Annotated in this window: 24 protein-coding genes; 16 read left to right on the forward strand and 8 right to left on the reverse strand. The window is 36.8% G+C overall.

The window, feature by feature from the left end:
- Positions 1–13: 13 nt before the first annotated feature.
- Positions 14–1,018: a 2-oxoacid:acceptor oxidoreductase family protein gene (locus F4V44_RS13360; RefSeq protein WP_150440517.1), complete on the reverse strand. Its 1,005-nt coding sequence runs from the start codon at positions 1,016–1,018 to the stop codon at positions 14–16.
- A gap of 426 nt (positions 1,019–1,444) precedes the next feature.
- Between F4V44_RS13360 and F4V44_RS13365 the strand changes: the two genes are divergently transcribed.
- Complete coding sequence (locus tag F4V44_RS13365; RefSeq protein ID WP_150440518.1) at positions 1,445–1,636, forward strand: DUF1292 domain-containing protein; 192 nt, start codon at positions 1,445–1,447, stop codon at positions 1,634–1,636.
- A 106-nt stretch (positions 1,637–1,742) separates the two neighbouring features.
- On the opposite strand, the gene F4V44_RS28140 is transcribed toward F4V44_RS13365, so the two are convergent.
- Complete coding sequence (locus tag F4V44_RS28140; protein WP_263406661.1) at positions 1,743–1,865, reverse strand: hypothetical protein; 123 nt, start codon at positions 1,863–1,865, stop codon at positions 1,743–1,745.
- Positions 1,866–2,030: 165 nt separating this feature from the next.
- Here F4V44_RS28140 and F4V44_RS13370 point away from each other — a divergent pair, with 165 nt between their 5' ends.
- The 4 genes from F4V44_RS13370 (at position 2,031) to F4V44_RS13385 (ending at position 4,628) form a co-directional block, all read left to right on the forward strand.
- Positions 2,031–2,426, forward strand: coding sequence for a secondary thiamine-phosphate synthase enzyme YjbQ (locus tag F4V44_RS13370; protein ID WP_150440519.1), 396 nt, complete (start codon positions 2,031–2,033; stop codon positions 2,424–2,426).
- Positions 2,427–2,560: 134 nt separating this feature from the next.
- Positions 2,561–3,514 (forward strand): DMT family transporter, encoded by a 954-nt coding sequence (locus F4V44_RS13375; protein WP_150440520.1) that lies wholly within the window; start codon positions 2,561–2,563, stop codon positions 3,512–3,514.
- Between the two features lie 61 nt (positions 3,515–3,575).
- Positions 3,576–3,758 carry a hypothetical protein gene (locus F4V44_RS13380; RefSeq protein ID WP_150440521.1) on the forward strand — a complete coding sequence of 61 codons (183 nt, stop codon included), beginning with the start codon at positions 3,576–3,578 and terminating at the stop codon, positions 3,756–3,758.
- A gap of 270 nt (positions 3,759–4,028) precedes the next feature.
- Positions 4,029–4,628, forward strand: a complete 600-nt coding sequence (locus F4V44_RS13385; protein ID WP_150440522.1) for an HD domain-containing protein — start codon at positions 4,029–4,031, stop codon at positions 4,626–4,628.
- 122 nt (positions 4,629–4,750) lie between these two features.
- Here the strand turns inward: F4V44_RS13385 and F4V44_RS13390 are convergent, their stop codons facing one another.
- From F4V44_RS13390 to F4V44_RS13405, 4 genes are all read right to left on the reverse strand, one after another.
- Positions 4,751–6,364, reverse strand: a complete 1,614-nt coding sequence (locus tag F4V44_RS13390; RefSeq protein ID WP_150440523.1) for an ABC1 kinase family protein — start codon at positions 6,362–6,364, stop codon at positions 4,751–4,753.
- A 270-nt stretch (positions 6,365–6,634) separates the two neighbouring features.
- Positions 6,635–7,702, reverse strand: a complete 1,068-nt coding sequence (locus tag F4V44_RS13395) for a Ger(x)C family spore germination protein (protein ID WP_150440524.1) — start codon at positions 7,700–7,702, stop codon at positions 6,635–6,637.
- The gene (locus F4V44_RS13400) at positions 7,699–8,790 is read right to left on the reverse strand and encodes a GerAB/ArcD/ProY family transporter (protein ID WP_150440525.1); all 1,092 of its coding nucleotides are present in this window, start codon (positions 8,788–8,790) and stop codon (positions 7,699–7,701) included. The genes F4V44_RS13395 and F4V44_RS13400 overlap by 4 nt, the downstream gene beginning before the upstream one ends.
- A gap of 21 nt (positions 8,791–8,811) precedes the next feature.
- On the reverse strand, positions 8,812–10,371 hold the full coding sequence (locus F4V44_RS13405) for a spore germination protein (RefSeq protein ID WP_150440526.1): 1,560 nt from the start codon (positions 10,369–10,371) through the stop codon (positions 8,812–8,814).
- 261 nt (positions 10,372–10,632) lie between these two features.
- Here F4V44_RS13405 and F4V44_RS13410 point away from each other — a divergent pair, with 261 nt between their 5' ends.
- Positions 10,633–11,655, forward strand: a complete 1,023-nt coding sequence (locus F4V44_RS13410; protein ID WP_150440527.1) for a DUF3231 family protein — start codon at positions 10,633–10,635, stop codon at positions 11,653–11,655.
- A 227-nt stretch (positions 11,656–11,882) separates the two neighbouring features.
- Here the strand turns inward: F4V44_RS13410 and F4V44_RS13415 are convergent, their stop codons facing one another.
- On the reverse strand, positions 11,883–12,923 hold the full coding sequence (locus F4V44_RS13415; RefSeq protein ID WP_150440528.1) for an NAD(P)-dependent alcohol dehydrogenase: 1,041 nt from the start codon (positions 12,921–12,923) through the stop codon (positions 11,883–11,885).
- A 271-nt stretch (positions 12,924–13,194) separates the two neighbouring features.
- Between F4V44_RS13415 and F4V44_RS13420 the strand changes: the two genes are divergently transcribed.
- Positions 13,195–13,599 (forward strand): MerR family transcriptional regulator, encoded by a 405-nt coding sequence (locus F4V44_RS13420; RefSeq protein WP_150440545.1) that lies wholly within the window; start codon positions 13,195–13,197, stop codon positions 13,597–13,599.
- An 88-nt stretch (positions 13,600–13,687) separates the two neighbouring features.
- Here the strand turns inward: F4V44_RS13420 and F4V44_RS13425 are convergent, their stop codons facing one another.
- A complete protein-coding gene (locus tag F4V44_RS13425) occupies positions 13,688–14,605 on the reverse strand; it encodes a LysR family transcriptional regulator (protein ID WP_150440529.1) in 918 nt (305 codons plus the stop codon).
- A 151-nt stretch (positions 14,606–14,756) separates the two neighbouring features.
- Between F4V44_RS13425 and F4V44_RS13430 the strand changes: the two genes are divergently transcribed.
- The 9 genes from F4V44_RS13430 (at position 14,757) to F4V44_RS13470 (ending at position 24,513) form a co-directional block, all read left to right on the forward strand.
- The gene (locus F4V44_RS13430; RefSeq protein WP_150440530.1) at positions 14,757–16,520 is read left to right on the forward strand and encodes a thiamine pyrophosphate-requiring protein; all 1,764 of its coding nucleotides are present in this window, start codon (positions 14,757–14,759) and stop codon (positions 16,518–16,520) included.
- Between the two features lie 51 nt (positions 16,521–16,571).
- On the forward strand, positions 16,572–18,056 hold the full coding sequence (locus F4V44_RS13435; protein ID WP_150440531.1) for an aldehyde dehydrogenase family protein: 1,485 nt from the start codon (positions 16,572–16,574) through the stop codon (positions 18,054–18,056).
- A gap of 93 nt (positions 18,057–18,149) precedes the next feature.
- Positions 18,150–19,190 (forward strand): TRAP transporter substrate-binding protein, encoded by a 1,041-nt coding sequence (locus F4V44_RS13440; protein WP_150440532.1) that lies wholly within the window; start codon positions 18,150–18,152, stop codon positions 19,188–19,190.
- Positions 19,191–19,363: 173 nt separating this feature from the next.
- A complete protein-coding gene (locus F4V44_RS13445; protein ID WP_150440533.1) occupies positions 19,364–19,885 on the forward strand; it encodes a TRAP transporter small permease in 522 nt (173 codons plus the stop codon).
- Positions 19,885–21,153 carry a TRAP transporter large permease gene (locus F4V44_RS13450; RefSeq protein ID WP_223881889.1) on the forward strand — a complete coding sequence of 423 codons (1,269 nt, stop codon included), beginning with the start codon at positions 19,885–19,887 and terminating at the stop codon, positions 21,151–21,153. Before F4V44_RS13445 ends, F4V44_RS13450 begins: the two co-directional genes overlap by 1 nt.
- A gap of 29 nt (positions 21,154–21,182) precedes the next feature.
- Positions 21,183–22,097: a malate dehydrogenase gene (locus F4V44_RS13455; RefSeq protein ID WP_191090674.1), complete on the forward strand. Its 915-nt coding sequence runs from the start codon at positions 21,183–21,185 to the stop codon at positions 22,095–22,097.
- A gap of 15 nt (positions 22,098–22,112) precedes the next feature.
- Positions 22,113–23,048 (forward strand): ketopantoate reductase family protein, encoded by a 936-nt coding sequence (locus F4V44_RS13460; RefSeq protein WP_150440535.1) that lies wholly within the window; start codon positions 22,113–22,115, stop codon positions 23,046–23,048.
- Between the two features lie 384 nt (positions 23,049–23,432).
- Positions 23,433–24,140, forward strand: coding sequence for an SDR family NAD(P)-dependent oxidoreductase (locus F4V44_RS13465; protein WP_150440536.1), 708 nt, complete (start codon positions 23,433–23,435; stop codon positions 24,138–24,140).
- A gap of 37 nt (positions 24,141–24,177) precedes the next feature.
- The gene (locus tag F4V44_RS13470; RefSeq protein ID WP_223881890.1) at positions 24,178–24,513 is read left to right on the forward strand and encodes an LbetaH domain-containing protein; all 336 of its coding nucleotides are present in this window, start codon (positions 24,178–24,180) and stop codon (positions 24,511–24,513) included.
- Positions 24,514–24,882 lie beyond the last annotated feature (369 nt).

Consider the following 24,882-nt stretch of genomic DNA (forward strand, 5'->3'; position numbering starts at 1 on the left):
TTCACTTTGGAAATTATTTTACTAATTCAAATAAATGTGGTACACGGTTTGCATCAGCGTAACCATCATTTGTTTCAACTTCATTTGTCAATGCTTCTACTGGACAAGCATGTACGCATTTTAAGCAACCTTTACAGTATTGATAGTCAATACCTTTCAGGAACATTTGCGGACGGCCTTTTTTATCAGGAGCTTCTTCCCAAACAAAACAGAAGTCAGGGCAAGCTGTATCACAGGCAGCACAGTGGATACATTTATCTTCATGATAATGAGGAAGTACCCCAGAACGTGAAATACTTAAATCTTTGAAAATACTATTTCCTGGATCAATAACTAATCCGCCAATTGGCTGTGTTTCATATCCAAGAACTGCCTCTTCGCGTACAAATGGCTTAGCCACTGCATCAGCACTTGCTTCAAATGTTTTAAATTCTACTTCGTTATATCCACGATCGAATGTACGAAGATTGGATTCTACTAAATGCGGATATTTTTTCTCAAATGTACGACGAATCGTATCTCTCATAGAGTCAGCATCCATGAAATCTAGAATACGATATAGTGCTCCAAGCATAGCTGTATTTACTTTTGTTTTTTCTTCTAAAGCAATTTTCGTTGCATCGACAACAGCCATAATTCCGCCGTCAATATTCATCAATGCTTTCAGCTCTTCAGGAGACTTCATTGAGTTTACTAGAACCGTACTATCCGGATAAATTCCGCTTGTGCAATCTAGTGTTTTATATAGTGCATCATGGAAAATAGCTACTACATGCGGACGTTCTACAGGAGTAGTGTCGCGTATATTTGTATAAGGTTCACAGAAACGAATATGACCTTTTACTGGTGAACCTTTTTTCTCAGATCCATAAGATGAGAAGCTTAATCCGTTAAATCCATTTCCTACAACACCTGCTTCAGATAGCAGTTTACCTGCTAGATTGGCTCCTAATCCGCCAATGGATTCAAGACGAATTTCAAAAAAACCTAATTCATTTACTCTAGGTAACTTAGACAAAAGAATTCCTCCGATCAAACCAAAAATAATAGTTGTTTGCGTTTAATATTGTGAATATTCATAAATATGTTCTCATTATAACAGTGGTTATTTTTCAATGCAACAGATTTTTTAAATATTTATTGATTCTCCTTTAATCACCATATTTACTGGGTTAGTAGGTATTTCTCATATTTCATTTTAAAATTGTATCATTAAATTTCCAATCTTGTTTCATATAAATTCCATAAAAAAGTTTTTTTGTTTTTGATAAAAATAATAAATAGAAGAGAATGAAATGCGTCTTGTTTCGACAATATTCTACACTGTGTCGACGATGTCTTGCATAATCAGAATTTACAAATCACTTTCATATGATGATTTAGAATGGATGGAAAGAAAAAAGGGAAATGTAAGTGAGTATCTATGTTCTAAGGAGGTAGAAACATGGAAAATGATTCACTTCGTGATCTTGTTACAATTGAAGATGAGAAAGGACAGCAAATTTCTTATGAGGTGGAAGCTTTATTTGAAATGCAAGGAGAATCTTATGCACTTTTACGAAATCAGAATGACACGGTTTTAATGAAAGTCGAGGAAGATGAAAAAGGACAGCATTTAGTCCCTATCGCTAATTAAATGGCAAAAGAATCCCTTCTTGATGCCTATCCAATTGCTGTGGATGCCAATCCCGCAGAAGAATAAAAAAGCAGTACTCAACGGAGTGCTGCTTTTTTTGTTCTTTTTACCTTTTATTTTCTGATCGCTCTTTTTGACCATATTTTAGCTGATCATGGTTCATCCCTTTTTCTTTATTTACTTTACCGCCTAAACTAACATTAGAAAAGTTCTTTTCCTGATTAGTCATTCTAACACCTCCAGGATATTAGTCTGTTCATTTTGCCAGAAAATATGATTTGATACGTTTAAAGCAGCTAAAGTGGGTTTATGAACTTACTGTTATATGTTAAATATAGATAGGTAAGAACTTTCATAAATGAAAAAGAAGGAAAAATAGAAGGGAGGGAAAAGTGTGCTTAAAAAATTTAGCTTACAATCAAACAAACGTGATGAAATGATTGAAGTAACTGAAAAGGTTCAGGCTTATGTGAAAGAACAGAATATGCTAGATGGGGCTATCATTGTCTATTGCCCTCACACAACTGCCGGTATTACTATTAATGAAAATGCAGATCCTGATGTGAAGCACGATATGTTACGTCGCTTTGACGAAGTTTATCCATGGGTACATAATCTTGACCGCCATATGGAAGGTAATACAGCTGCCCATATGAAAGCAAGTACGATTGGAGCTTCACAGCATATTATTGTAACTGGCGGTCGTTTACTATTAGGAACATGGCAAGGGATTTATTTTTGTGAATTTGATGGTCCGCGTAATAGAACCTTTTATGTAAAGTTATTATAACTTGAATAGAGTCTCTCTTTTAAATAGAGAGGCCTTTTTTGAATTTTTCGTTTTTTAAAAATAACACTTATATCTAAAAAAAGGTTTATAATAAACGATTAGGAATGAATAGACCTATTAGGAGATGAGTGGGGTTGAAAAGTGTATTTCAAAATAAATGGGCCGTCATATGTATCGCTATTTTTTGTTCAATTTTATGGGGAAGTGCTTTTCCTGTTCTTAAGATTAGCTATGTTGAATTACAGTTAGCTGCAAATGATACAATGGCGCAGATTGTGTTTGCCGGTCTTCGTTTTCTGCTTGCAGGACTCATTCTCTTGTTATTTTTACTATGTACGAACCGAAATCAACTACTAGTGAAACGATCACATATCCTTATTTTAATGTTATTTGGTATCATCCAAACCACCGTACAGTATTTTTTCTTCTATAACGGTCTATCAAAGGTATCAGGTATGCAAGGAGCTATATTGTCCTCGAGCGGTACATTCCTTGCTGTCATGTTAGCGCATTTTTATTACCGTGACGACCGTATAAATTGGAAAAAGACGATTGGAATGATTGCGGGGTTCGCTGGAATTATTGCGGCGAATTGGGGTCAGGAATTCCAATTTCATTTCCAATGGAGCGGAGAGGGTTTTATGATTATGTCTGGGCTTACAAGCGCCGTTACTACAATTATGACAAAAGAGCTTGCTTCTGATATTCAGCCGGTAACTTTGACTGGCTGGCAGCTGACAATTGGTTCGCTGGTTTTATTGATTGTAGGTGTCCCAAGTTTAAACGAACAATCAATTACCTTCACACCATTTGGCTGGGGTTTACTGATATATGCGGCATTATTGTCCTCAGTCGCATTTGCCCTATGGACGACAGTCTTAAAATATAATAAAGCAGGTGAAATGAGTATATATAGTTTTTTAACTCCGGTTTTCGGAGCCATTTTATCTGCCATTTTTATACCGGGAGAAAGCTTTAATCTGTATATTCTTGCTGCACTTTCTTTAGTTGCTGTTGGAATTATTTCCATAAACTATAAGGGGAAACTTTTTACTCAAACAAAACAAATAAGGAAGAATGTCGGTTAAAGAAATTCCTCTTTATTTTATAGTAATGGTACAGTTAAAATAAGAGAAGGGGGGTGAAAACATGGATATTTCAAATTTACTAGGTGAAAAATACTTCAGCTTAGATGCCGCTCAGGTAGATAAAAGTCCAGAAGAGCTTGTTGTAACGGATAATGATGAAACCTACTACATAGTGTCAAGCGAAGCCTATGAACAAACATTGAAAGCCTTGCAATATAAGATTGTGGTTGATTTAGGAGAGTAATCCGAATTCGTCTACTTATATGTATAAAAAGCAACTGCATGGTCATTGCCATCAGCTTTCATTCAGTGCACCTGATGCCCTTGGCATCAGGTGCACTTTTTTATAAGCTATGAGTAAAACTCTGTATTATGGGCATACTCAGTATCCATCTCATTTAACGTGATTCCTTTTTCACTTATTTTTTCTACCTAGTGAAAATTGATACGATTGTTTTTGAAAGATAGAATATAAGAAAATAGGTTGGAAGCATAGAAAAAGAAGGGTGAGCAAATGGAAAATGAGAGATTGAAACAGCAGATTGAGTTTATTGTTGAGATTGACAAATTGAAACGGGTTATGCGCCAAAGTCGAATTATTGGAGATATTCATGATGAATTGCTATGGGAAAATTCTGCTGAGCATTCCTGGCATTTTGCTATGCTGGCAGTGATACTTGGCGAATATGCAGACAAGACAGTTGATATCGGCAAGGTGATGAAAATGGCACTAATACACGATATTGTCGAAATCGATGCAGGTGATACGTTTGCCTACGATCAGCTTGGTCACCTTGACAAGGCTGAAAGAGAAGGGAAGGCAGCTTCTAGAATCTTTGGTTTGCTGCCGGATAATCAGCGTGACGAAATGATGGAGCTTTGGATGGAATTTGAAGAAAGAGAAACGAATGAAGCACAATTTGCTGCTGCCTTAGATTTAGTCCAACCATTGCTGCAGAATTACTATACACAGGGTTACTCCTGGCAAAAGAACAAAGTAACTTCGGATCAAGTGCTTGCCCGTATTAATGCTGCAACTAAAAACTCTAAGACTCTAAAAAATTTTGTTGAGTGGTTGATTCACGATGCTGTCAAAAAAGGATATCTTCAATGAAACAAGAGGAAAGAAATTAAAAATCTGTTAGAAAAAGATCCTCATTCTAAAAATTCAAGGTGACAAAACTAACCATTTTCTAGATGGTCTTTGTCACCTTATCACTACACTCTGTCTCTTTCCTAAACTTTTCTCTTTTCATGCATATACTTCATCCACTTTTTCAGCTTATAATTACAAATTATATAACCTGCTGCAGATAGGGTAGAGATTCCAATTGCCCATTTCAATAACAGTTCGTGAGAAGTATAGATGCCCGTTGCTATTCCTGTTAACCCAAACAGTGTTAATTGGAATAATCGCTTTTTATTATTCTCATACATTTGAAATTGAAAATGTCTCCTTTGTTCAATTTCCTTTAACCTTTCTAATTTTTCAGGTGTATGTAAAAATTCGGATACCGAATGAAGGATTTTAAAGACTGGCTGTGATTGTATCCATTGCCAAACAAAGGCCCATTTATTCCCTTGTTTATTGAGCCATTCCATAAAAACAGGTTTACCTAGATCAAGGAGTTCTGCCTCTGGTGCCAAATGTTTAATAATGCCTTCAATTGTTACGAAAGATCGGCCTAAAAAGACAAATCTGGTTGGAACCTGAATAGGGAGCGCTTGAATCAAGTCGTTCATTTCCAATTTTAATGCCACTAGATTCATTTCTTTTAGTTGATCAGGTTGAAAGGAGATTTCGGCTAATAACCGTTCTATTGTTCTTGAGTCCGCTTCAGGGAGCAAAAACCCTAAATGTGAAAGACATTCAACAGCTTTTGTATAATTTTTAGAAAGAAAGCTTTCTATTAACGCTTGAAAATAAGCGGCATCCTTTTTTGTGATTTCGCCTATCATGCCGAAATCAAGCAAGATAATTTTTCCTTCCTTTGAAATTAACACGTTTCCTGGATGCGGATCAGCATGGAAAATACCCGGTTCAAGCCATTGGGGAAGAAATACTTTCAGTAGCTTTGTGGCCAGTTCCACACGACTTATGGCTATCTGATCCAAAGCCTCCGCATCAGTCAGACGGATTCCCTCGACCCATTCCATCACCAATACTTGAGGCGTACTAAGCTCCGAATAAACGGATGGAATTTGGATTTCATTCATCTCCTTGAATCGATCTCGGAAATACAAAATCGTGTTTAGTTCATACGAATAGTCAAGCTCCCGCTCAATCACATGCTTTAATTCTTTATACAAGACTTTAAGATTAATAAACTCTTTTGGAATAGGAACAAAGTGATCCGCAAACCAAATAATCATTTTTAACGTTCGGAAATCTGTCTCGATAATGGAATCGATATGAGGTCGTTTGACTTTAATGGCAACCTCATTTCCATCCTCTAATATTCCTCTATAGACCTCTCCAATCGACGCGGAAGCAATAGCCGTAGTTTCAATGGAATGAAAGTGTTGATGAATATTTCCCCATTCCTTTTCAAGAATATCCTTAATTTCAATCCAATCAGAGGGAGGAACATGGTCTGTCAGATCCTCGATTTGACGAATAAAAGCCTCAGGTAGTAAATCACCGCGAGTACTTAATATCTGACCAATTTTAATGAGTAAACCTTCTAACTCAAACAGTGTTTTACGAAAGCGTACTCCTATTTTCTCCCAAAGATTTTCCCACTCAGCTTTAGGTTTTCTTCTAATCTTATACCAATAAATCTGAAGGAAAATAACAAAGGCCATAGACAGCACTTTATACATTCGAACCATTTTATTTTTTGTGTTCATGTTCATTCCTCATATTTTTAAATTTTTATATAAAAAAGAGCCTGTATACGAAAGGACAAAGTAATTCCTTGCTGACAGGCTCCTCGAGGTATCATTTGTAATTATACTTACTATATCATATTCACTAGTATTTTCTTATTGATTTTTACAGCTGCACGACAAAAATAGTAAAAAGTAAGTTGTTTAAACATTCATCAAAACTCATTCTAGAGAACCGAACAAGAGGTAATAATAAACCAATAGTACCCTCCTCATCGATTAGTCAGTTCTCTATTTGACAACTCCAATTTGAACGATGTTTACATCTGCGGTAATCTTAAATTGAGCACTTTTATAGTTTTCTTGCCATTTGTTAAAATCAAAATTACGCGTTCTAGTTTGGGCAAAGTGGCCAAAGCCAATGGGGTCGATTTCTTTTTTTTGAAAATCTTCGACCATCATGGTGCATTCCTTGACAATTTGTTTTTCTAATTGTTTTTCAATATCCTTTATTTCGTTCTCTTTAAGGATTCCGTCTTGATGCTCAGTAAGGTACCCTTTTATTTTTATATGGAATCCAAATTTATAAGGATTCCTTTTGATTATTTTAAGATTATGCGTAGATTTAATGCTTTTGACTGAGGCGTCTCCGTGCACCTCTTTTACCATAACTGAACCTTCTGTATGTTTATCAACAAGGAGCTTAAAATAAAACAGTTTATTCTCATGGAGAACGTCGACAAGTTTTTCATCTTTAAAAAGTGCGATTCCTGCTATATTAACTAAATCCTGCTGTGTTTTCTTTAGCAGAGGTAAATAAGCATCTTTCCCTTCCTCGTAAAAGTCGGCTAAAAAGAAATGGAGATTTGATTTAGGTAAATTATGTATTTTCATATTCTGTTCTAATAGTTGTCTAAGGTATTCATGATTCCCACGATCGCCGTAATTACCTTTGAAAATGTCATCTACTTTTCCATCTACTACGGCTAAATTCAGCCTTGCTCCTATGGTCGGATCACGAAGGAAAACATCAAGTACTTGGATGATCCCCTCACGTGCTAAGTCTTTGCCAAATAAAGCGATATCGAGGCTTCCACCAACAATCGGTTGGGAAGCTTTTTTCTGCATTTCAGATACCAAGTCTCTTGGGATTTTTCCATTGGCCGTAAACGTGAAATTTTCAATGGACTTGTCTGCCTTAAATACGGGGATCATTATACTTCCATGTAATTGGCCATTACTCTTATCCATACCGAAGCCGGTAGCAATATTCACATCATCAATGACTCTTTTTTGGACGTTTCCAGCCAAGAACAAGCTGCATAAGCATAAGGTTATGATGAAGCGAAACTTCTTCATTTTGTTTTCACCTTCTTTTTTATCAGCAGTCCTACATAGAGAATGGGAGTATACAAATAAGCTAAAGCAAAGCCAACTTTTGAATGAAAATCAAAAAGTAGATTCATCTTATCTCTTGATTGTAAAAATGACACAAAAATCAGACACACAAACGCGATGATAATGACTGTTTTTCGTTGATTGAATTGATACACTCGTTTAGCTACTCGACTGGCAATCCATAAAGAAATCGCAACATTTGGCAGCATGATTAGCGCCCAATTCGCAATTCCTAGGTACTCAAATCTTTCAATAAAAGGCAACCTAACGATTTTCCACATCTCTAATGTTGGCCAAATGGATTTCTCAAGCAAACCAATAGGAAAATAGGCAAAACTGATGATGGCCAAAGCGGTATAAATACAGGTATTGCCTAAAAGCCCGAGATGAACCCATTTTTTTGACTGTTTTGGGTTCTTTATGAAAGGATAAAAAAATAGTAAAATGCCATAACCAAGAAAGGTAAAGGTCATATTGTAACCGCTTTTTAATAATTCCATTGGAGTATGGTCTAAAACAGGGAGCAAATTTGAAAAATCTCCATACTTTAAGGGAATTAAAAAGGATAACAACAAATAGGAGGGAATGATAAGCCCTAAAAAGGAAATTCCCGCTACTGTTCTAAACCCGCCATAAACAATATAAATCCCTGCTAGTAAATAGATGGCAGCAAACACAAATGGGTTTAAATCAATAAACATCCATGTACGAATAATTTCAATCAGACCGCCCAGTGATCCAAGACAAGCTAGAATATAATAGAAAATAAACAGAGTATTGACACTATTGCCGATTACTTTTCCAAATAAATAGACATTAGCATATAAGACATCTCCATCTACGGCTTCGCAAATTTTATACATGATCCAAACAAGAATATGGACAGTAAGTCCTGCGCCAACAACGGAAATCCAGGCATCATATCCAGCATCTTTCACAATGATTTGTTGAAAACCTAGGACTCCCATTCCTGTTTGCATGGCAACGATGACATAAGCAGCCATATACGGTGAAATTTGCATTCTCTCTTGAACGGATCCCTGCAACATTTCTTTCACCCTTTTCCGAAATTATTCATCAATATCTTTCTTTCTAGAGGCCTTTTCTCTGCTAAACCGGTTAGAATCGTCGGTTCTCAAGAATTGTGGTCGATTGGCTTGACTTTTAAATGGTAGTCGAAATAGGGCATCCCTAAAGTCACGAATTCTTAATGGGAAAATCGGTTCCATAAATGGAAATCCCAAAGAGGTAAGGCGTAGTAAATGGATAAGTAAAAAACATAAGGCTATCGTTATCCCGAGTAATCCCCATTTATCGGCCATTATAAGAAATGGAAATCGCAATAACCGGATGGTGTTACTCATCTGGTATACGGGTGTTGTAAAGGATGCCAATGCTGAGAGTGCGATAAAGATTAAAAGAACATTGCTTGTAAGTCCAGCTTCCACGGATGCTGTTCCTATGACAATACCGCCCACGATACCGATTGTTTGTCCGACTTTAGTAGGCAGCCTTGCCCCTGCTTCCCTTAGAAGCTCAATGGTTATTTCTAAAAACAGTGCTTCAAGAATGGGCGGGAAAGGAACGACGCGTCTTGAAATGATTAAAGTACTTAATAAGTCCTTTGGAATCAATTCGTAGTGATAACTAGTTAAGGCTACATACATAGGTGTAATCATGATTGAAAAAATTACCGCAAATAAACGAATCATCCTGATAAAGGAAGCTAAAATCCAGTTAAGGAAATAATCCTCGAATGAGTTGAAAAACTCCGTCAATGAGGTTGGTCCGATTAATGCATGGGGCGAACCATCGACTAAAATCACAATTTTTCCTTCAGCCAGGCTGGCTGCCACACGGTCAGGTCTTTCCGTATCTAGCAGCTGCGGAAAAGGAGAATTTCCATTGTCTGAGATAATCTGTGTAAAATATGAACTATCAGCGATTTCATCCTTTTCGATGTCGTCTATTCGTTGTTTGACGGTGTTAATAATTTCTTTGTTTGTAATCCCCTCAATATATAGAACCATTACATTCGTTTGTGATAATTTACCGACCATGAATTCTTCAGCTATTAGTTCCTTAACCGGTAAACGCCTTCTAATCATATTCATGTTTTGCTCTATGGATTCGACAAATGCCACTTTTGGACCGACAACGCTAAATTCAATTTCAGGGGACGTAACCGATCGGGCAACTTGTTTCTGTGAGGCGATGAAGGCAAACTCACTTGTATCTCCATCAATGGTCAGCATAATATATCCTTCAAGCAACTTTTTTGAGATATCATCTGTGTTGCTTGATATCACTACATTGTCAACTGGCAGAATTTTTTTAACATCATCTATTTTGTGAAATTCATCCTCAAGTAAAGAGGGAAGGATATTATTGTCCAGAATCTTTTCATCAACAAGTGTAGAGATAAAGGTAAAAATGAACTTTTTTCCAGACTTCTGATTGAAATAAAAAGTTTTTTTATAGTCTTTTGATTTGGCGAGTTCCTTTTCCCAGTCTTCGACGTGATTATTTTTTTGATTATCTTTTTCTTGTTCTTTACTTTTATCACTTAAGTGATTTTTTGAGTGGTTTTTCTTAAGTTTGCCTTTTTCAAATTTGAAAAAATTAGCCATTGGTCTCACCATTTTGAATGTTTTTGTTTATTTTCTCCAAAATTGTTACGACTATCCTATATAAATAGAGATTATAAAGTAGTCTAATTAAACGTTGGTTTAGTTAAAGAAGAACCTATGTAAAATGGCCCCCTTCTTCAACGGCGGATACATTTTAGGTGGGGAAGATTGTAGAACTAGCTTTGACAAATCTGAATACTTCATAACAAATATCATAAAATAAGGCGGAACTAGAGTTAAACAAAACTTGGAGGGGTTCTTTTGGGGATTTTTAAAAAAACAAAGAAAAAAACCTTAACGGCTGCAGAGGTATCCGCACTTTGGCTTCAGTATATGGGCGATAGTATGGCAATCTGTATATATAAATATTTTCTAAAAATTGTAGAAAATGAGGAGATAAAGTCTATCTTACAATTTTCCTTACAATTAGCAGAAAATCATATGATAAAAATCACCGCATTTTTGAAAGATGCTCATTACCAAATCCCAATTGGATTTACAAAGAATGATGTGAACCTTAAAGCCCCACGTCTGTTTTCGGACCAATTTTTACTTTTTTATTCTTATATTATGACTATCCATGGGTTAACCTCTTATAGCTTAGCTATTACAAATGCTGAAAGAGAAGACATTCAACATTTTTATTTTGAATGTGTAGCAAATTCAAAGGACTTGTACAAAAACATCATATCTTTGGCTAAAACTAAATCGTATTTCTCGAGTGTGCCCACTGTTTCTTCACCTAATGAGGTAGAATTTATGGATTCAACCGGAATTATATCCAATTTAATAGGGGACAAAAGGCCGCTCAATATTTCCGAAATCAGTAACCTCTTCTTTAATTCCAGGAAAACCGGATTTATCCGATCGTTAAGTATAGCTTTTAGCCAGGTGGCAGAGCTGGAAGAGGTTCGTGACTTTATGGTAAAAAACGTTAAATTGGCGGGGAAAGACGCTGAAAGCTTTGACGCAATCCTACAACAGGATAATTTACCAATCCCTGAGAGGTGGGATGCAGAAATTACGGATTCCAAGGTAAGTCCATTTTCAGACAAATTGATGATGTTTCACGCAGCGTTTTTAGTTAATGCGGCTCTTTCTTATTACGGAGCAGCGATAGGATCTAGTCTAAGATCAGATATCATTCTCAACTACAAGAAGGTCTCTAATCATGCGATGGAAGCGGGTGTTTTCTGTTACAAAATTTTGGTGAAACACGGATGGTTAGAAAAACAACCTGAAGCAATTGATAGAAAATCACTGGCGAAAGGTACAAAGGAATAAAACGGTAAAGTGTACATAAGTAACCCATTTTGATAAATGAAACGCATAACTGCATCCTTAGAAAGGGATAGCCCTAATACAATTAATAACTCCAGAAGGATAGGATATTTAATATGCTTTAACACGTAAAAAAAACCGATTTCCAATCAGGAAATTCGGTTTTTAAAAATTTAGTTGTATTGAATGGTGTCTCTAAAATAGCCATTAAAATCTATCATGTAAACAACTTACATTGTGCTAATGTCAATCACGAATCGATACTTCACATCGGAAGCTAAAACACGTTCGTAGGCTTCGTCAATTTGGTCAGCTGAAATGACTTCAATCTTAGGAACGATGTTATGTTTTGCACAGAAATCTAACATCTCCTGAGTTTCACGGATGCCTCCAATCATTGAACCGGCAAAGGAACGTCGATGACCGATGAGAGAGAACACATTTATTGATAATGGCTCTGCAGGCGCACCAACATTTACTAGAGTTCCATCAAGTGTTAACAATGAGAGGTAAGCACTAATATCGATTTTTGCACTTACTGTATTAATAATTAAGTCAAAGCTTCCGGCAAGCTTTTCGAATGTTTCTGGGTCACTTGTGGCATAATAGTAGTCTGCGCCTAATTGCAAGCCATCGTCCTTTTTCTTCAATGATTGTGACAGAACAGTGACCTTTGCACCCATGCTATGTGCAATTTGGACAGCCATATGTCCAAGACCGCCCATACCAATAATAGCTACTTTCTTATCTGGGCCGGCTCCCCAATGATTGAGTGGAGAATAGGTTGTAATACCTGCACAAAGTAACGGTGCTGCAGCATCAAGTTCGATGCTATTAGGAATTCTGAGAACGAAATCTTCCTGTACAACAATGTGGGTAGAATAGCCGCCTTGGGTAGGCTCACCGTATTTGTCAACACCAGCGTATGTAGGGATATTTCCTTTGAGACAATATTGTTCTTCTCCTTTACGGCAGTTCTCACACTCTCCGCAGGAGTCAACCATACATCCGACACCTACTCGGTCACCGATTTTGTACTTTGTTACCTCTGCTCCTACTTCCGTGACCATGCCCGCAATTTCGTGTCCAGGTACGAGTGGATAATTCACAGGACCCCATTCGCCGTGAGCAGTATGGATATCAGAATGGCAGATGCCAGCATATTTAATTTCAATTAGAACATCATGAGAATCAAGATCGCGTCGTTTAATTTCAGCCGCTCGAAACGGTTTATCTGGACCGTCGACAGCTCTTGCTTTAGCAGTTATCATTTGTTTAAACCTCCAATAATTTGATTTTTCAAGAGAATTGACTTATAAGAGGTATAAATGTTGAAATTCCCTTGCATTCATTGCTCCATTTTTCTCTTGTGAAACTAGAATAATCCCTCTAGTTAACTCTAGGTCAAGTGATAAGTTAATATAAAAATACAATACAAACCCATAAAATGATTTTGACATTTAGCATATCAGCATGATAGTATGCAACCAAAATATAGAGTTAACTCTAAGTCTATATCACAAGGAGAGGAGAATCATGAACATGACCTATTCGATCAGCGAAGTGGCAAAAAAATTAAATGTCACAGTATATACCATACGTTACTACGACAAAGAGGGCCTATTACCTTTTGTAGAACGTACTCCTAGTGGAATACGATTATTTAAAGAATCTGATATTGAAGCATTAAAAGTCATTCAATGTCTAAAATCTACCGGAATGCCTATTAAGGAAATTAAAAATTTCATTGCATGGTGTTCTGAGGGTGATTCAACCTTGCAGCAAAGATATGACATGTTCTTAGAGCGAAAAGTTGCTGTAGAATCACAGTTGGAAGAACTAAAGAAGACCATGGAGCTCATCAATCATAAATGCAACTATTACATGACTGCATTGGATGCAGGAACAGAAGAAATTCATAAAAACGTTAAAATAGTAAATTTCTAATGAATATAAGCCACCTGTCCTTCGTTATAGACCTGAAGGACAGGTGGCTTATTAAAATGTCCTTTACAAAGGGTACACTTTATTCCTCTCATTGTGCCTTTTTTTCACGTAATAATATGGATTCGTATTTTTGACCTTCCCTTAGTTTTAATAAATGTTGGATAAAAGCTTTAATGACGGCTGACATTTGAGATTCTTTACGGTAGATGACTCCGACATCCCGTTTCGGGATCGGATCAGCAATTTTTATCATATGAAAGTTTTTTTTACTTGTTACATTTAAATAAGTAGTCGGTAAGATGGTGACGCCGTTATATATCAGGGTCATTTCTAATAGCGATTCCATATCAGAGAGCTCGACCAAAGGTTTTATGAAAATCGCCCTTTCTTTACAATATCGCTCAATATCTTGTCTGATTAAATATTCTTTTTGTAAAAGGAAGAGGCGGCTTGTTTGCAGGTCTTTCAATTCGATTGTTTTCTTATCAGCAAATGGATGTTTTTTTGAAACAACCACGGACAATTCTGTATTAAACAAACGAACAGATTCAACTTGGCTATGTTCTACAGGTAAAAACACCAAACCAAGATCAAATTCTCTTTCTAAAAGCTTTTTAATCGTTTTTTTCGTAGTTGCATCATGAACAGATAATTCGATTTTGGGATATTGCTCATGAAATGAAATAATTGATGGGTAAAGAAAATGATTTCCTGAACAGCCGATTGTTAATTTTCCTTGTTGTAATCCCTTCATCTGACTAATTCCCATTTTAGCCTGATCCAATTCGGAAAAAATCCTCTTTGCATGCTCTAAAAGAAGTCTTCCTTCATCTGTAATTTGAATTTTTTTTCCCGTGCGAAGAAATAATTGAGCACCGATACGTCCCTCTAATAATTGAATTTGTTGACTCAAGGTTGGCTGGCTGATTCCTAGTTTTTCAGAAGCTTTTGTAAAATGTAATTCATTGCATACTGCTATAAAGTATTCTAATAGGCGTAATTCCAATAAACACTACCTCCATAATAGATACAGACTATTAATCTTATAGATATATTGATATTGTACTAATAACAATAACAATTTACAATAATCATATAATTAAGAATTATCAAAAAATAATAACGTATTTGTTATAATCAGAAAGGCGGTTATTATATTGGGAAAAAGTTATACAACTAGTACTGCATTTTTAGAAGCGCTTCAAGAAGCGGGGGTTTCTTACATTTTTGCCAATTTGGGAAGTGATCACCCGGCGTTAGTAGAGAGTCTTGCTTTGGCTAAGAAAGAAAATCGTCACTTTCCAGAAGTCATTACTAGCCCGCATGAGATGGTTGCTCTAAGTGCAGCTAATGGGTATGCGCAAGTAACAGGAGAACCGCAAGCAGTTCTCGTACATGTTGAGTGTGGAACGCAAAATCTTGGCGGCGCGATACATAATGCTGCAAAAGGCAGAGTACCTGTACTTATTTTTGCAGGAGCATCCCCGTATACACAAGAGGGGGAACTGTTAGGAAGTAGGAATGAATTTATCCACTGGATTCAAGATGTCCACGATCAAAGAGGTATTATACGTGGCTACACGAAGTATGACAATGAAATTCGTACGGGGAAAAATGTGAAACAGCTCGTACACCGAGCGTTGCAAATTGCTCAAAGTGATCCAAAAGGACCTGTGTACTTAATGGGACCAAGAGAAGTAATGGAGGAGGATACAGTACCTGTTAACATCAATCTGGAACATTGGCAGCCAACAGCACCAAATGCTCTGCCAACTCAAGGTGTCCAAGACATTGTATATGATTTAGTAAAAGCGAAACATCCACTTGTTGTTACTTCCTATTTAGGACGAAATAAGAAGGCTGTGGAAGAATTAGTTACATTATGTAATACGTTGGCCATACCTGTGCTGGAATCTGTACCAAATTATATAAATTTTCCAAGTACTAACCCGATGCAATGCGGGTATCAGTGGAATAGTCCTGAACAAAATGAATTATTGGCCCAAGCTGATGTGCTCCTTGTATTAGATAGTGATATTCCTTGGATTGCTGTACACAATCGTCCTGCAAAAGATTGCATCATTTATCATATTGATATTGACCCATTAAAAGAACAAATGCCGTTATGGTATATCCCGGCCAAACAACATTTTGCAGCGGATGCGAAAACAGCATTGCAACAAATAAATGAGTTTTTGAGAAATGTAAAAGTGGATGAAATTAGCATTGAAGAAAGAAGAGATAGAATTACAAAAGTTCATAAGCACCAACGAGAACAATGGGAGCGTAATGAGCAATATCGGGAGGATATTATTACACCAGAATATTTAACTGCATGTATAAGAGAAATCATCGATGATGAAACGATTATTATCAATGAAGGGATCTCCAACTATGAAACAATTTACAGGCATATAAAAGCAAATCAACCTGGTATGATGATTGGAAGTGGAGCCGGATCGTTAGGGTGGAACGGAGGTGCTGCTATCGGGGCAAAACTAGCAGCAAAAGACAAGACTGTTATTAATCTAACGGGTGATGGTTCTTATCTTTTCAGTGTCCCATCTACTGTCCATTGGATGTCTCGTAAATATAATGCACCATTCTTAACTGTTATTTACAATAACCGCGGCTGGAAATCACCGAAACTATCAACTTTAGGTGTACACCCTGACGGTGTTGCGAATGAAATGAATACATTCTTTAATGATTTTGATCCTCCTGCAGATTTAGCAAAAATTGCAGAAAGTGCTGGGGGCGCTTATGCACAAACCGTTAAAGATCCTAGTGAAATAAAAGGTGCTTTACGTAAAGCTCTTACTGCTGTAAAAGAAGGACGGTCTGCAGTATTGGACGTGTATTTACCAGCAATCAATAAAGAAATAGAAATAGCGGAAAAGGTGCTCAATACGATTAAATAAGGATTTTTATCAGTCCATACATCCAATAAAAGTGAAAAAGGAGTGCTGTTCATGTCAATCAATCTTGAATCTAGCCTATTATCTTTAAACTCACTCAATAAAAGTTATATCAACGGTAAATGGGTGGAAGGAAAAAGTCAAACTACGTATGAAGTCGTCAATCCATATGATGGTTCTGTTTTAACAACTGTCCGTCTGGCAACTGTGGAACAAGTAAGGGAAACCTTTGAAATAGCGAAAGAGGCACAAAAAAGGTGGGCAAAATCAACGGCAGAGGAAAGAAAGAGCGTAATCAAAAAAGCGATTCAGTATTTAAATGAGAATCGCGAGGAAATCGTTTCTATTGTAAGCCAAGAAACTGGCGGTTCTTTACTAAAGGCTAATGTAGAAGTACATCTGGCAATTGAGGTAATGGAAGAAGCACTTAAATTTACAGACGTGATATACAAAGTGAAGGAAATCCCATCAATGGTGGAGGATAAAGTCAATCATGTGTATAAACTCCCTATTGGGGTTATTGCTTCTATCTCACCATTTAATTTCCCTGTCAATCTATCCATGAGAACAATCGCACCTGCCATTGCATTAGGCAATAGTGTGGTGCATAAACCGGATATTCAAGTAGGAATGTCTGGAGGCTCCATTTTAGCCAAAGCATTTGAAGAAGCGGGTCTTCCTAAAGGTGTCTTTAATGTTGTTCTGACAGACATCAATGAAATTGGTGATGAAATGTTAACAAATAAGCATTCCTCATTAATTAGTTTCACAGGCTCAACAGCTGTTGGCAAACATATTGGCGAAATCGCCGGCCGTAATTTAAAGAGAGTGGCACTTGAATTAGGCGGAAACAGTCCATTTGTCGTCCTTTCGGATGCTGATGTAGACCAAGCTGTCAACGCTGCTATTTTTGGGAAATTCATTCATCAAGGGCAAATCTGCATGATTATAAATCGAATGATTGTTCATCAAGATGTATATGATGAATTTGTCCAAAAATTTGTCGAGAGAGCGAAGCAAGTGCCATGTGGAGATCCAAAAGATCCAAACACGATTATTGGGCCAATTATTAATGAACGACAAATGCAAAAAGCATTAAATGTCATCGAAGAAGCTAAAAAAGAAGGCATCAAAATGCCACTAGAAGGAAGACGCGAAGGGAATGTACTGACTCCTTATGTATTTGTCGATGTGGATAATTCTAGTAAACTAGCTCAAACAGAAGTATTCGCGCCAATCGCAACCATTATTAAAGCAAGAACAGATCAAGAAGCGATTGATTTGGCAAATGATACAGAATATGGATTAAGTTCTGCCATTTTTACAAGCAACTTAGAAAAAGGAGAAGAGCTAGCTTTGCAGATTGATAGTGGTATGACACATATTAATGATCAAACGGTGAACGATAGTCCAAATATACCTTTTGGCGGAAATAAGTCAAGCGGTTTGGGCAGGTTTGGAAATCCATGGATTGTTGAAGAGTTCACAGTTGCGAAATGGATATCCATTCAAGAGAAGGATAGAAAGTATCCATTTTAAAAAATATTCGGAATGTTCTAACTAGAAGAAATACAACCGTATTTCTTCTAGTCACATCCATTAAAATGAAATCATACATTCAAGGGGGTTGTTATGTTGAAAAAATACTCAAAATTTATGTTGTCAATTATGCTTCTCATTAGCTTAGTGCTCCTATCCGCATGTGGTGGAGAGAAGTCTTCTTCCGAAGCCAAATCTTCTTCCGCTAGTGGTGGATCCGATGGTGATGTTATTACATTAAAGCTTGGACACCAGTCACCAGAAACAACAAACTATCATTTTGCATCAGTGAAATTTAAAGAGTTAGTAGAAGAAAGAACAAATGGAAAAGTAAAGATAGAGATATATCCGTTTAGAAAACTAGGTACTGACCGTGAACTATTAGAGCAAATGCAATTTGGAACCCTTGATTTTGCGGTTGTCTCAGGACCTCCAGTGGCAGGGTTTGTTCCGGAAACGGCGATTCTAGATCTTCCTTTTCTCTTTAAAGATTGGGAGCATGTAAAATCATTTATTGATTCTGATGAAGCCGATGAATTTAAAGCCCTTTCAGAAACAGCTGGCTTAAAAACGATCTCATTAATGCCAAGAGGATATCGTTCTGTAACAAATTCGAAGGCACCAATTGAAAAGCCAAGTGATCTAAAAGATCTTAAAATCCGTGTGATTGAAAGCCCTGTTTATGTTGAAACATATAAAGCTTTCGGGGCAAATGTCCAAAGTATGAACTGGGCTGATACGTACACTGCATTGGAACAAGGTGCGATTGATGCTCAGGAAAACTCTATTGACATTATTTATGAAGAAAAAGTAGATGAAGTACAAAAATATGTATCAAAAACGAATATCAATTTTGTATTCGGTTACCTAATGGCAAGTTCAAAACTATTTGACCAGCTTCCAAAAGATGTACAAAAAATTGTATTAGAGGCTGGAGAAGAAGCAATGGTTGATGTGAATATTCAAAATGAGAAGAATGAAAAAGAGTATCAAGTTAAATTAGAAGAAAAAGGCATGAAGCTTAATGAGGTAGATAGAGCATTATTCAAAAAAGAAGTTGACGGTGTTTACGATTATTGGAAGAAAAATTATGGTGATGATTTAGTGAAGGAAATTCAAGGATTGGCAAAATAAAGAAACACCATTCCTACTTAAATTGATAACGGGGCGGTCTTGTAAGGGGGTTTGACCCTCAAGGATTAATTCATTAAGTGAGAAAGTTAACGTAATGCGGTAATTATCATCCTTGTTGAATTCGTCCCGTTATCAACTTGAAAAGTCTGTAGCGAAAAGAGGTTAATGAAACAATGAAACTATTAAATCGAATTAGTTTTATCCTTGATGTAATTACACGAAGTTTTATTTCGCTCAGTTTAATCGTTATGACAGTTGCTCTTTTTGCACAGTTTATTGCCCGATACGTGTTTCAATCAGGAGTCGTATGGACAGATGAATTATCACGATTTTTAATGATTGCGCTAATTTTTCTAGGAGCAGCGATCGCTACTAGGGATCGAAGTCATATTACCGTTTCTATTTTTGAAGACTTGTGGCCTGCAGCTGCCAAATGGTTAAGGCCAATTCAAGATATTGTCATGTTTGCCTATAGTGTAATTGTCCTTATTTATGGTTTAGATGCACTTGAAGTCGTACAAGCACAAATCTCACCCAATTTGAGAATTTCAATGGGAATTATATATTCTGTTTTTCCAATTACCGCTATTTTAATGATGGTTCATATTGTGGCGAAAATCAGGAAAAAAGAAGCTGGAAGCAAGCAAAATGACAATGAGATAGAAGAAATAGAACATAAAGGGGTGGGAATTTAGTGGTTACTCTATTTTTTGTCACGACTATTTTATTGTTCTTATTAGGAGTTCCGATGGCTGTCACAATTGGAATTTCGTCCATGCTATATATTTTATTTGCTGATATCCCACCTATGGTAATGATCCAAAGAATTTATTCAGGTGTTGATGTATCTTCATTGATGGCCATCCCGTTCTTTATTTTAGCCGGTAATTTGATGCTGACAGGCGGGCTTGCTCAGCGAATTTTGGATTTAGCCAATTCAATGGTCGGTCGTAGAACCGGCGGGCTTGGTATGGTAACGATTATTGGCTGCATGTTTTTCGCTGCAATTGCCGGAAGCTCAATTGCGACTGCCGCAGCGCTCGGTACGCTTATGATCCCAGCCATGGTCCAAAAAGGCTATGATAAAAACTTTGCTACTGCAATTGTGGCTTCTGCTAGTCCAATGGGTGTCATCATTCCTCCAAGTATCCTATTCATTCTTTATGGAAGTTTATCAGGAACGTCGATTTCCGATTTGTATATGGCCGGTATTCCCGCAGGTATTATTGTAGGAACTATTCTTATGACAACTGTCTATATTGTGTCAAAGAAAAAAGGCTACAAAGGCAGCGGCGAACCATTCCAATTAAAAGATTTTGCTCAAGCATTTAAACGCTCATTATGGGCTTTAGGAACTCCATTTATTTTAATCGGCGGGGTATTTGCTGGAATCTTTACTCCGACTGAATCTGCGGTTGTAGCAGTTTTTTATGCTACCATCGTTGGACTCTTTATTTACAAAGAAATGAAAGTAAAAGATTTATGGAAAATCTTTTATGATTCTGCGATTCAAACAGCTACGATCATGTTTATTATTGCTAACGCGAACCTTTTTGCTTATGTTTTGGCATATGAGAAAATTCCGGAATCACTTGTATCAAACTTATTAACTTTATCTGAAAACCCAGTTATTGTTCTACTGATTATCAACTTAATCCTATTAGTAGCAGGAGCATTTTTGGATACGATTGCAATTATCGTTATTGTTGTTCCATTGTTCTTACCGGTTATCACCCAATTAGGGATTGACCCTGTTTTATTCGGGGTAATTATTGTTGTCAATACAGCAATAGGAATGGTGACACCTCCATTTGGCGGAACCCTGTTAATTTCGTCCAATATTGCAAAAGTACCGTTAATGAGAGTGGCAAAGCGAGCAGCATTACCAATAGTAGGGTTAATTGTCGCGCTAATTATTATTACGTATATTCCAGGGTTAACCTTATTCCTTGTTGAACAATGAAAAAACTTTTCTTAAAGGCTGGTGATCAATTGAGTAAAATATCTATAATAGGCGGGGCTGGCACACTTGGAACAGCCATCGCCTATCAGTTATCCAACCATCAAAATATTGATGAAATTTGTTTGATTGATAAAAATCGGAATTTATTATTGAACCATGTGATGGATTTTCAAAATGCTTTTCCTGCAAAGAAGATTTACGAGGGTACGTACAATGACTTGAAGCGTTCCGATATCATTATTATTACAGCGGGAATTCCTAATCGAAATGATATAACATCAAGAAATGTTTTTTTGGAAGGGAACTTGAAATTGTTTCATGACCTTGGCGCTGAAATAAAAAAACACGCACCAGATGCATTGATTGTGACAGCATCAAACCCTGTTGATTTATTAAATTATTATTTATATAGGAAATTTGGATTTAGAAAACAACAGTTAATTGGGTTTACAAGAAATGATTCTCTTCGTTTCGAATGGGCGATTAGAAAGACAATGCAGCTATCCGCTAGGGATCAAGTATTTAGTCCTGTGATTGGTGAGCATGGAGAATCGCAAGTCCTCTTATTTAGTCATCTAAAAATAAATGGATTGCCGATAAAGATGAGCATGGATCAGATTGGACAAATAAAAGAACAAATACAAGGATGGTTTATTCAATTTAATCAACTAAATATAAACCGAACGACAGGATGGACAACAGCTAACGGAATGGGGGAATTAGTAACAAAGCTACTCGATCCAACTCCTTCTGAATTTATTGGGTCTGCAGTATTGGAGGGAGAATACGGAGTATCGGATGTTAGTATTGGTGTTCCAATCACGATTAGTAATGAAGGGATACATGGTGTTCAGGAGTGGGATTTGAATGTTGTAGAGAGAGGATTTTTTCAGAATTCTGTTAATCAGGTTAAAGACTATATGAAAAGTCCAGTTTTTATATAAGATGGGGGTGTGAGAGTGAAAATAGCAATTGCTGGTGCAGGGGCCATGGGCAGCCGCTTTGGCTATATGCTTTATGAAGCGGGTAACGAGGTATTATTAATGGATGGTTGGCCGGAACATGTAAAAGCGATTCAAGAAAAAGGTCTTCATGTTGTATTGGATAGCGGCGAAGTTAACAGCCAAATTCCAATTTCGTTATTTAGTGAAAGTAAAGGTGGCTTTGATCTTATTATCATTTTTTCCAAATCCATGCAAACGGAACAAGTGATGAGAAGCTGTCGGCATTTGATTAATGATTACACATATATATTAACGTTGCAAAATGGTTTGGGAAATATTGAAGTCATTGAAAAATACGTACCTAAAAACCGTTTGCTTGCTGGTGTTACTACATATGCAGCCGAGTTAATAGGACCCGGAAAGATTCAAGCTTTAGGTTCTGGAGATACCCATATGATGAGTGTTGATGGGAACATGTCGACGGACTTAATAAGGATTGTTGACGTTTTTAATGATGCGAATCTCAATCCAAAGTTATCTGCAGATGTTTTTACAAGCATTTGGACAAAAGTAGCCTTTAATGCAGCTTTAAATCCACTTTGTACTCTAGCCAATAATACAGTCGCATTTGTAGGAAGCTATAAAAATATTAAAGAAGTAGTTTCTGTTATTATAGATGAGATTTTGTTAGTGGCTCAGGCGGAAAAAGTGAGATTAGATCGTGATGAAGTGATGGACATGATCTTTAGCGTCTTTGATCCTGCAATGTCTGGTCACCATCTTCCGTCCATGCTGCAGGATATTCAAAATGGAAGAAAAACAGAGATTGACTATTTAAATGGTGCGATTGTAAAGAAAGCAGAACAATATAACATACCTGTTCCAAATAACAGACTCATTTATCACATGATAAAAATGTTGGAGAAGACTGCAGTGTCCACTGAAGTTTGATGGAATGAAAAGTACCCTAATTTTTAATGAACATAAGCTCCCTGTCCTTCACTGTAGATCTGAAGGATAGGTGGCTCTATTTGTATTTTACTGCCACAAACCTAATTATTATCAGGGATACTTCATGAACTTATTTCAATTTGACTTACAATCTAGAAAAAACTACAAGCTAATGAAAATAGATCAATTATTTTTCTCAAATATGCTCCTTGAACTAGAGTTGACTCTAGCCTTTATACTTAATCATATAGAATGCCAATAATAATGCGGGGTTAATAAACATTACTTAATTTGTGTTCCATGTACCCTTTTCTTTTGTTAAATTTCTAGGGTGGGAAAATCTGCTTTAAATCAAAATGAGTAGCCGAATAATGGAGGTTGTAAATGTCAAAGGATAAAAAAGTTGCCCTTGTCACCGGAGGGAATCGAGGAATTGGATATGAGCTGGTCAAACAATTGGCTTTGAAAGATTTTAAGGTTATTTTGACAAGTCGGCATCCCGAGACGGGTCATGAAGCTACACAAGAACTTATGAAGTCAAATCTGGACGTTTCGTTTGTGGTCATGGATGTAGATAATCCAGAAAGCATTCGTCAAGCTGCAATTATAGTAAAAGAGCTGTATGGAAGATTAGACGTATTGATTAATAATGCTGGCGTGTATTTGGATGAGAACAAAAAGGTAGTGGCTATGGACCCTTCAATTCTGGAGATAACGATGGCAACGAATTTCTTCGGCGCATATTATTGTCTTCGTTCCTTTATGCCTATCATGGAAAAACAAGGTTATGGAAGAATAATTAATGTTTCCTCAGAATATGGAGCGTTAAGCGAAATGTCCGATCCAGGTGTTGGCGCATATAAATTGTCAAAGCTTGCCCTAAATGGATTGACACGATTGGTAGCAGCAGAAGTCAAAGGTGATATCAAAATAAATGCAGTCGACCCGGGATGGGTAAGCTCGGATATGGGTGGACCATCTGCCCCAAGAACTCCGGAGCAAGCTGCAAAATCGATCCTTTGGTTAGCGACAATCGGACCTGAAGGACCTAACGGAGAATTCTTTAGGGATGGAAATCGAATCGATTGGTAACATTATTAGCAGCAAAAAAAGATAGGTGATAGAAAAGATGGACATGAAAGAATTTATAGAGTTTTGTAAGAAAGGGAATCCCATTTCAGGTGAGGATAAAGAATTACATGGGCTATTAACAGAATGTAGTTATGAAGCCCAAAAGATTACGATGGAATTGAATACATCCTATCATTCAAGAGAAGAAATAGTAGAGATTTTTACTGAACTGACAGGTAATAAGGTTGATTCCTCTTTTATGTGTTTTCCTCCGTTTTATACAGACTTTGGTAAAAATATCACCAATGGAAAAAACGTATTTTTTAACGGATTTCCGAAAGAAGTCTCCCATCCTCAAGGAACGATAGTGAGGTGGGAGATGAATTTCGGTTAGGCGATAGCCTAAAGATTCTCGACCTATTGCCAATGATTATAATGATAGGGAAACTCGCAACCTTTCAGATTGATCTATTTGTATGACTCACTAGGATACGTGATGTAATGGCTACGCTTGTCCCTGTAAAGCCTGCTCTCTGTATTCTTCGATTTTCGACCTTCCCTACTTTGTATCCAGGAAATTTTTCCCTAAAAGCATTTAAATCTATATACAAACAAATGTTCTGTTTGTTATAATGGATATATACCAAATGTTGGGAGGTGGAAACGTGTATCGAACCTTAAAAACTCCGTTTCGTGCTAGTTATACAACGATTGGGAAATTATTCGATATTCGTAGATTAAGTGGAACGATATGGAATGATTG

Source organism: Niallia endozanthoxylica (assembly GCF_008710145.1).
Lineage (GTDB): Bacteria > Bacillota > Bacilli > Bacillales > Cytobacillaceae > Bacillus_BD > Bacillus_BD endozanthoxylica.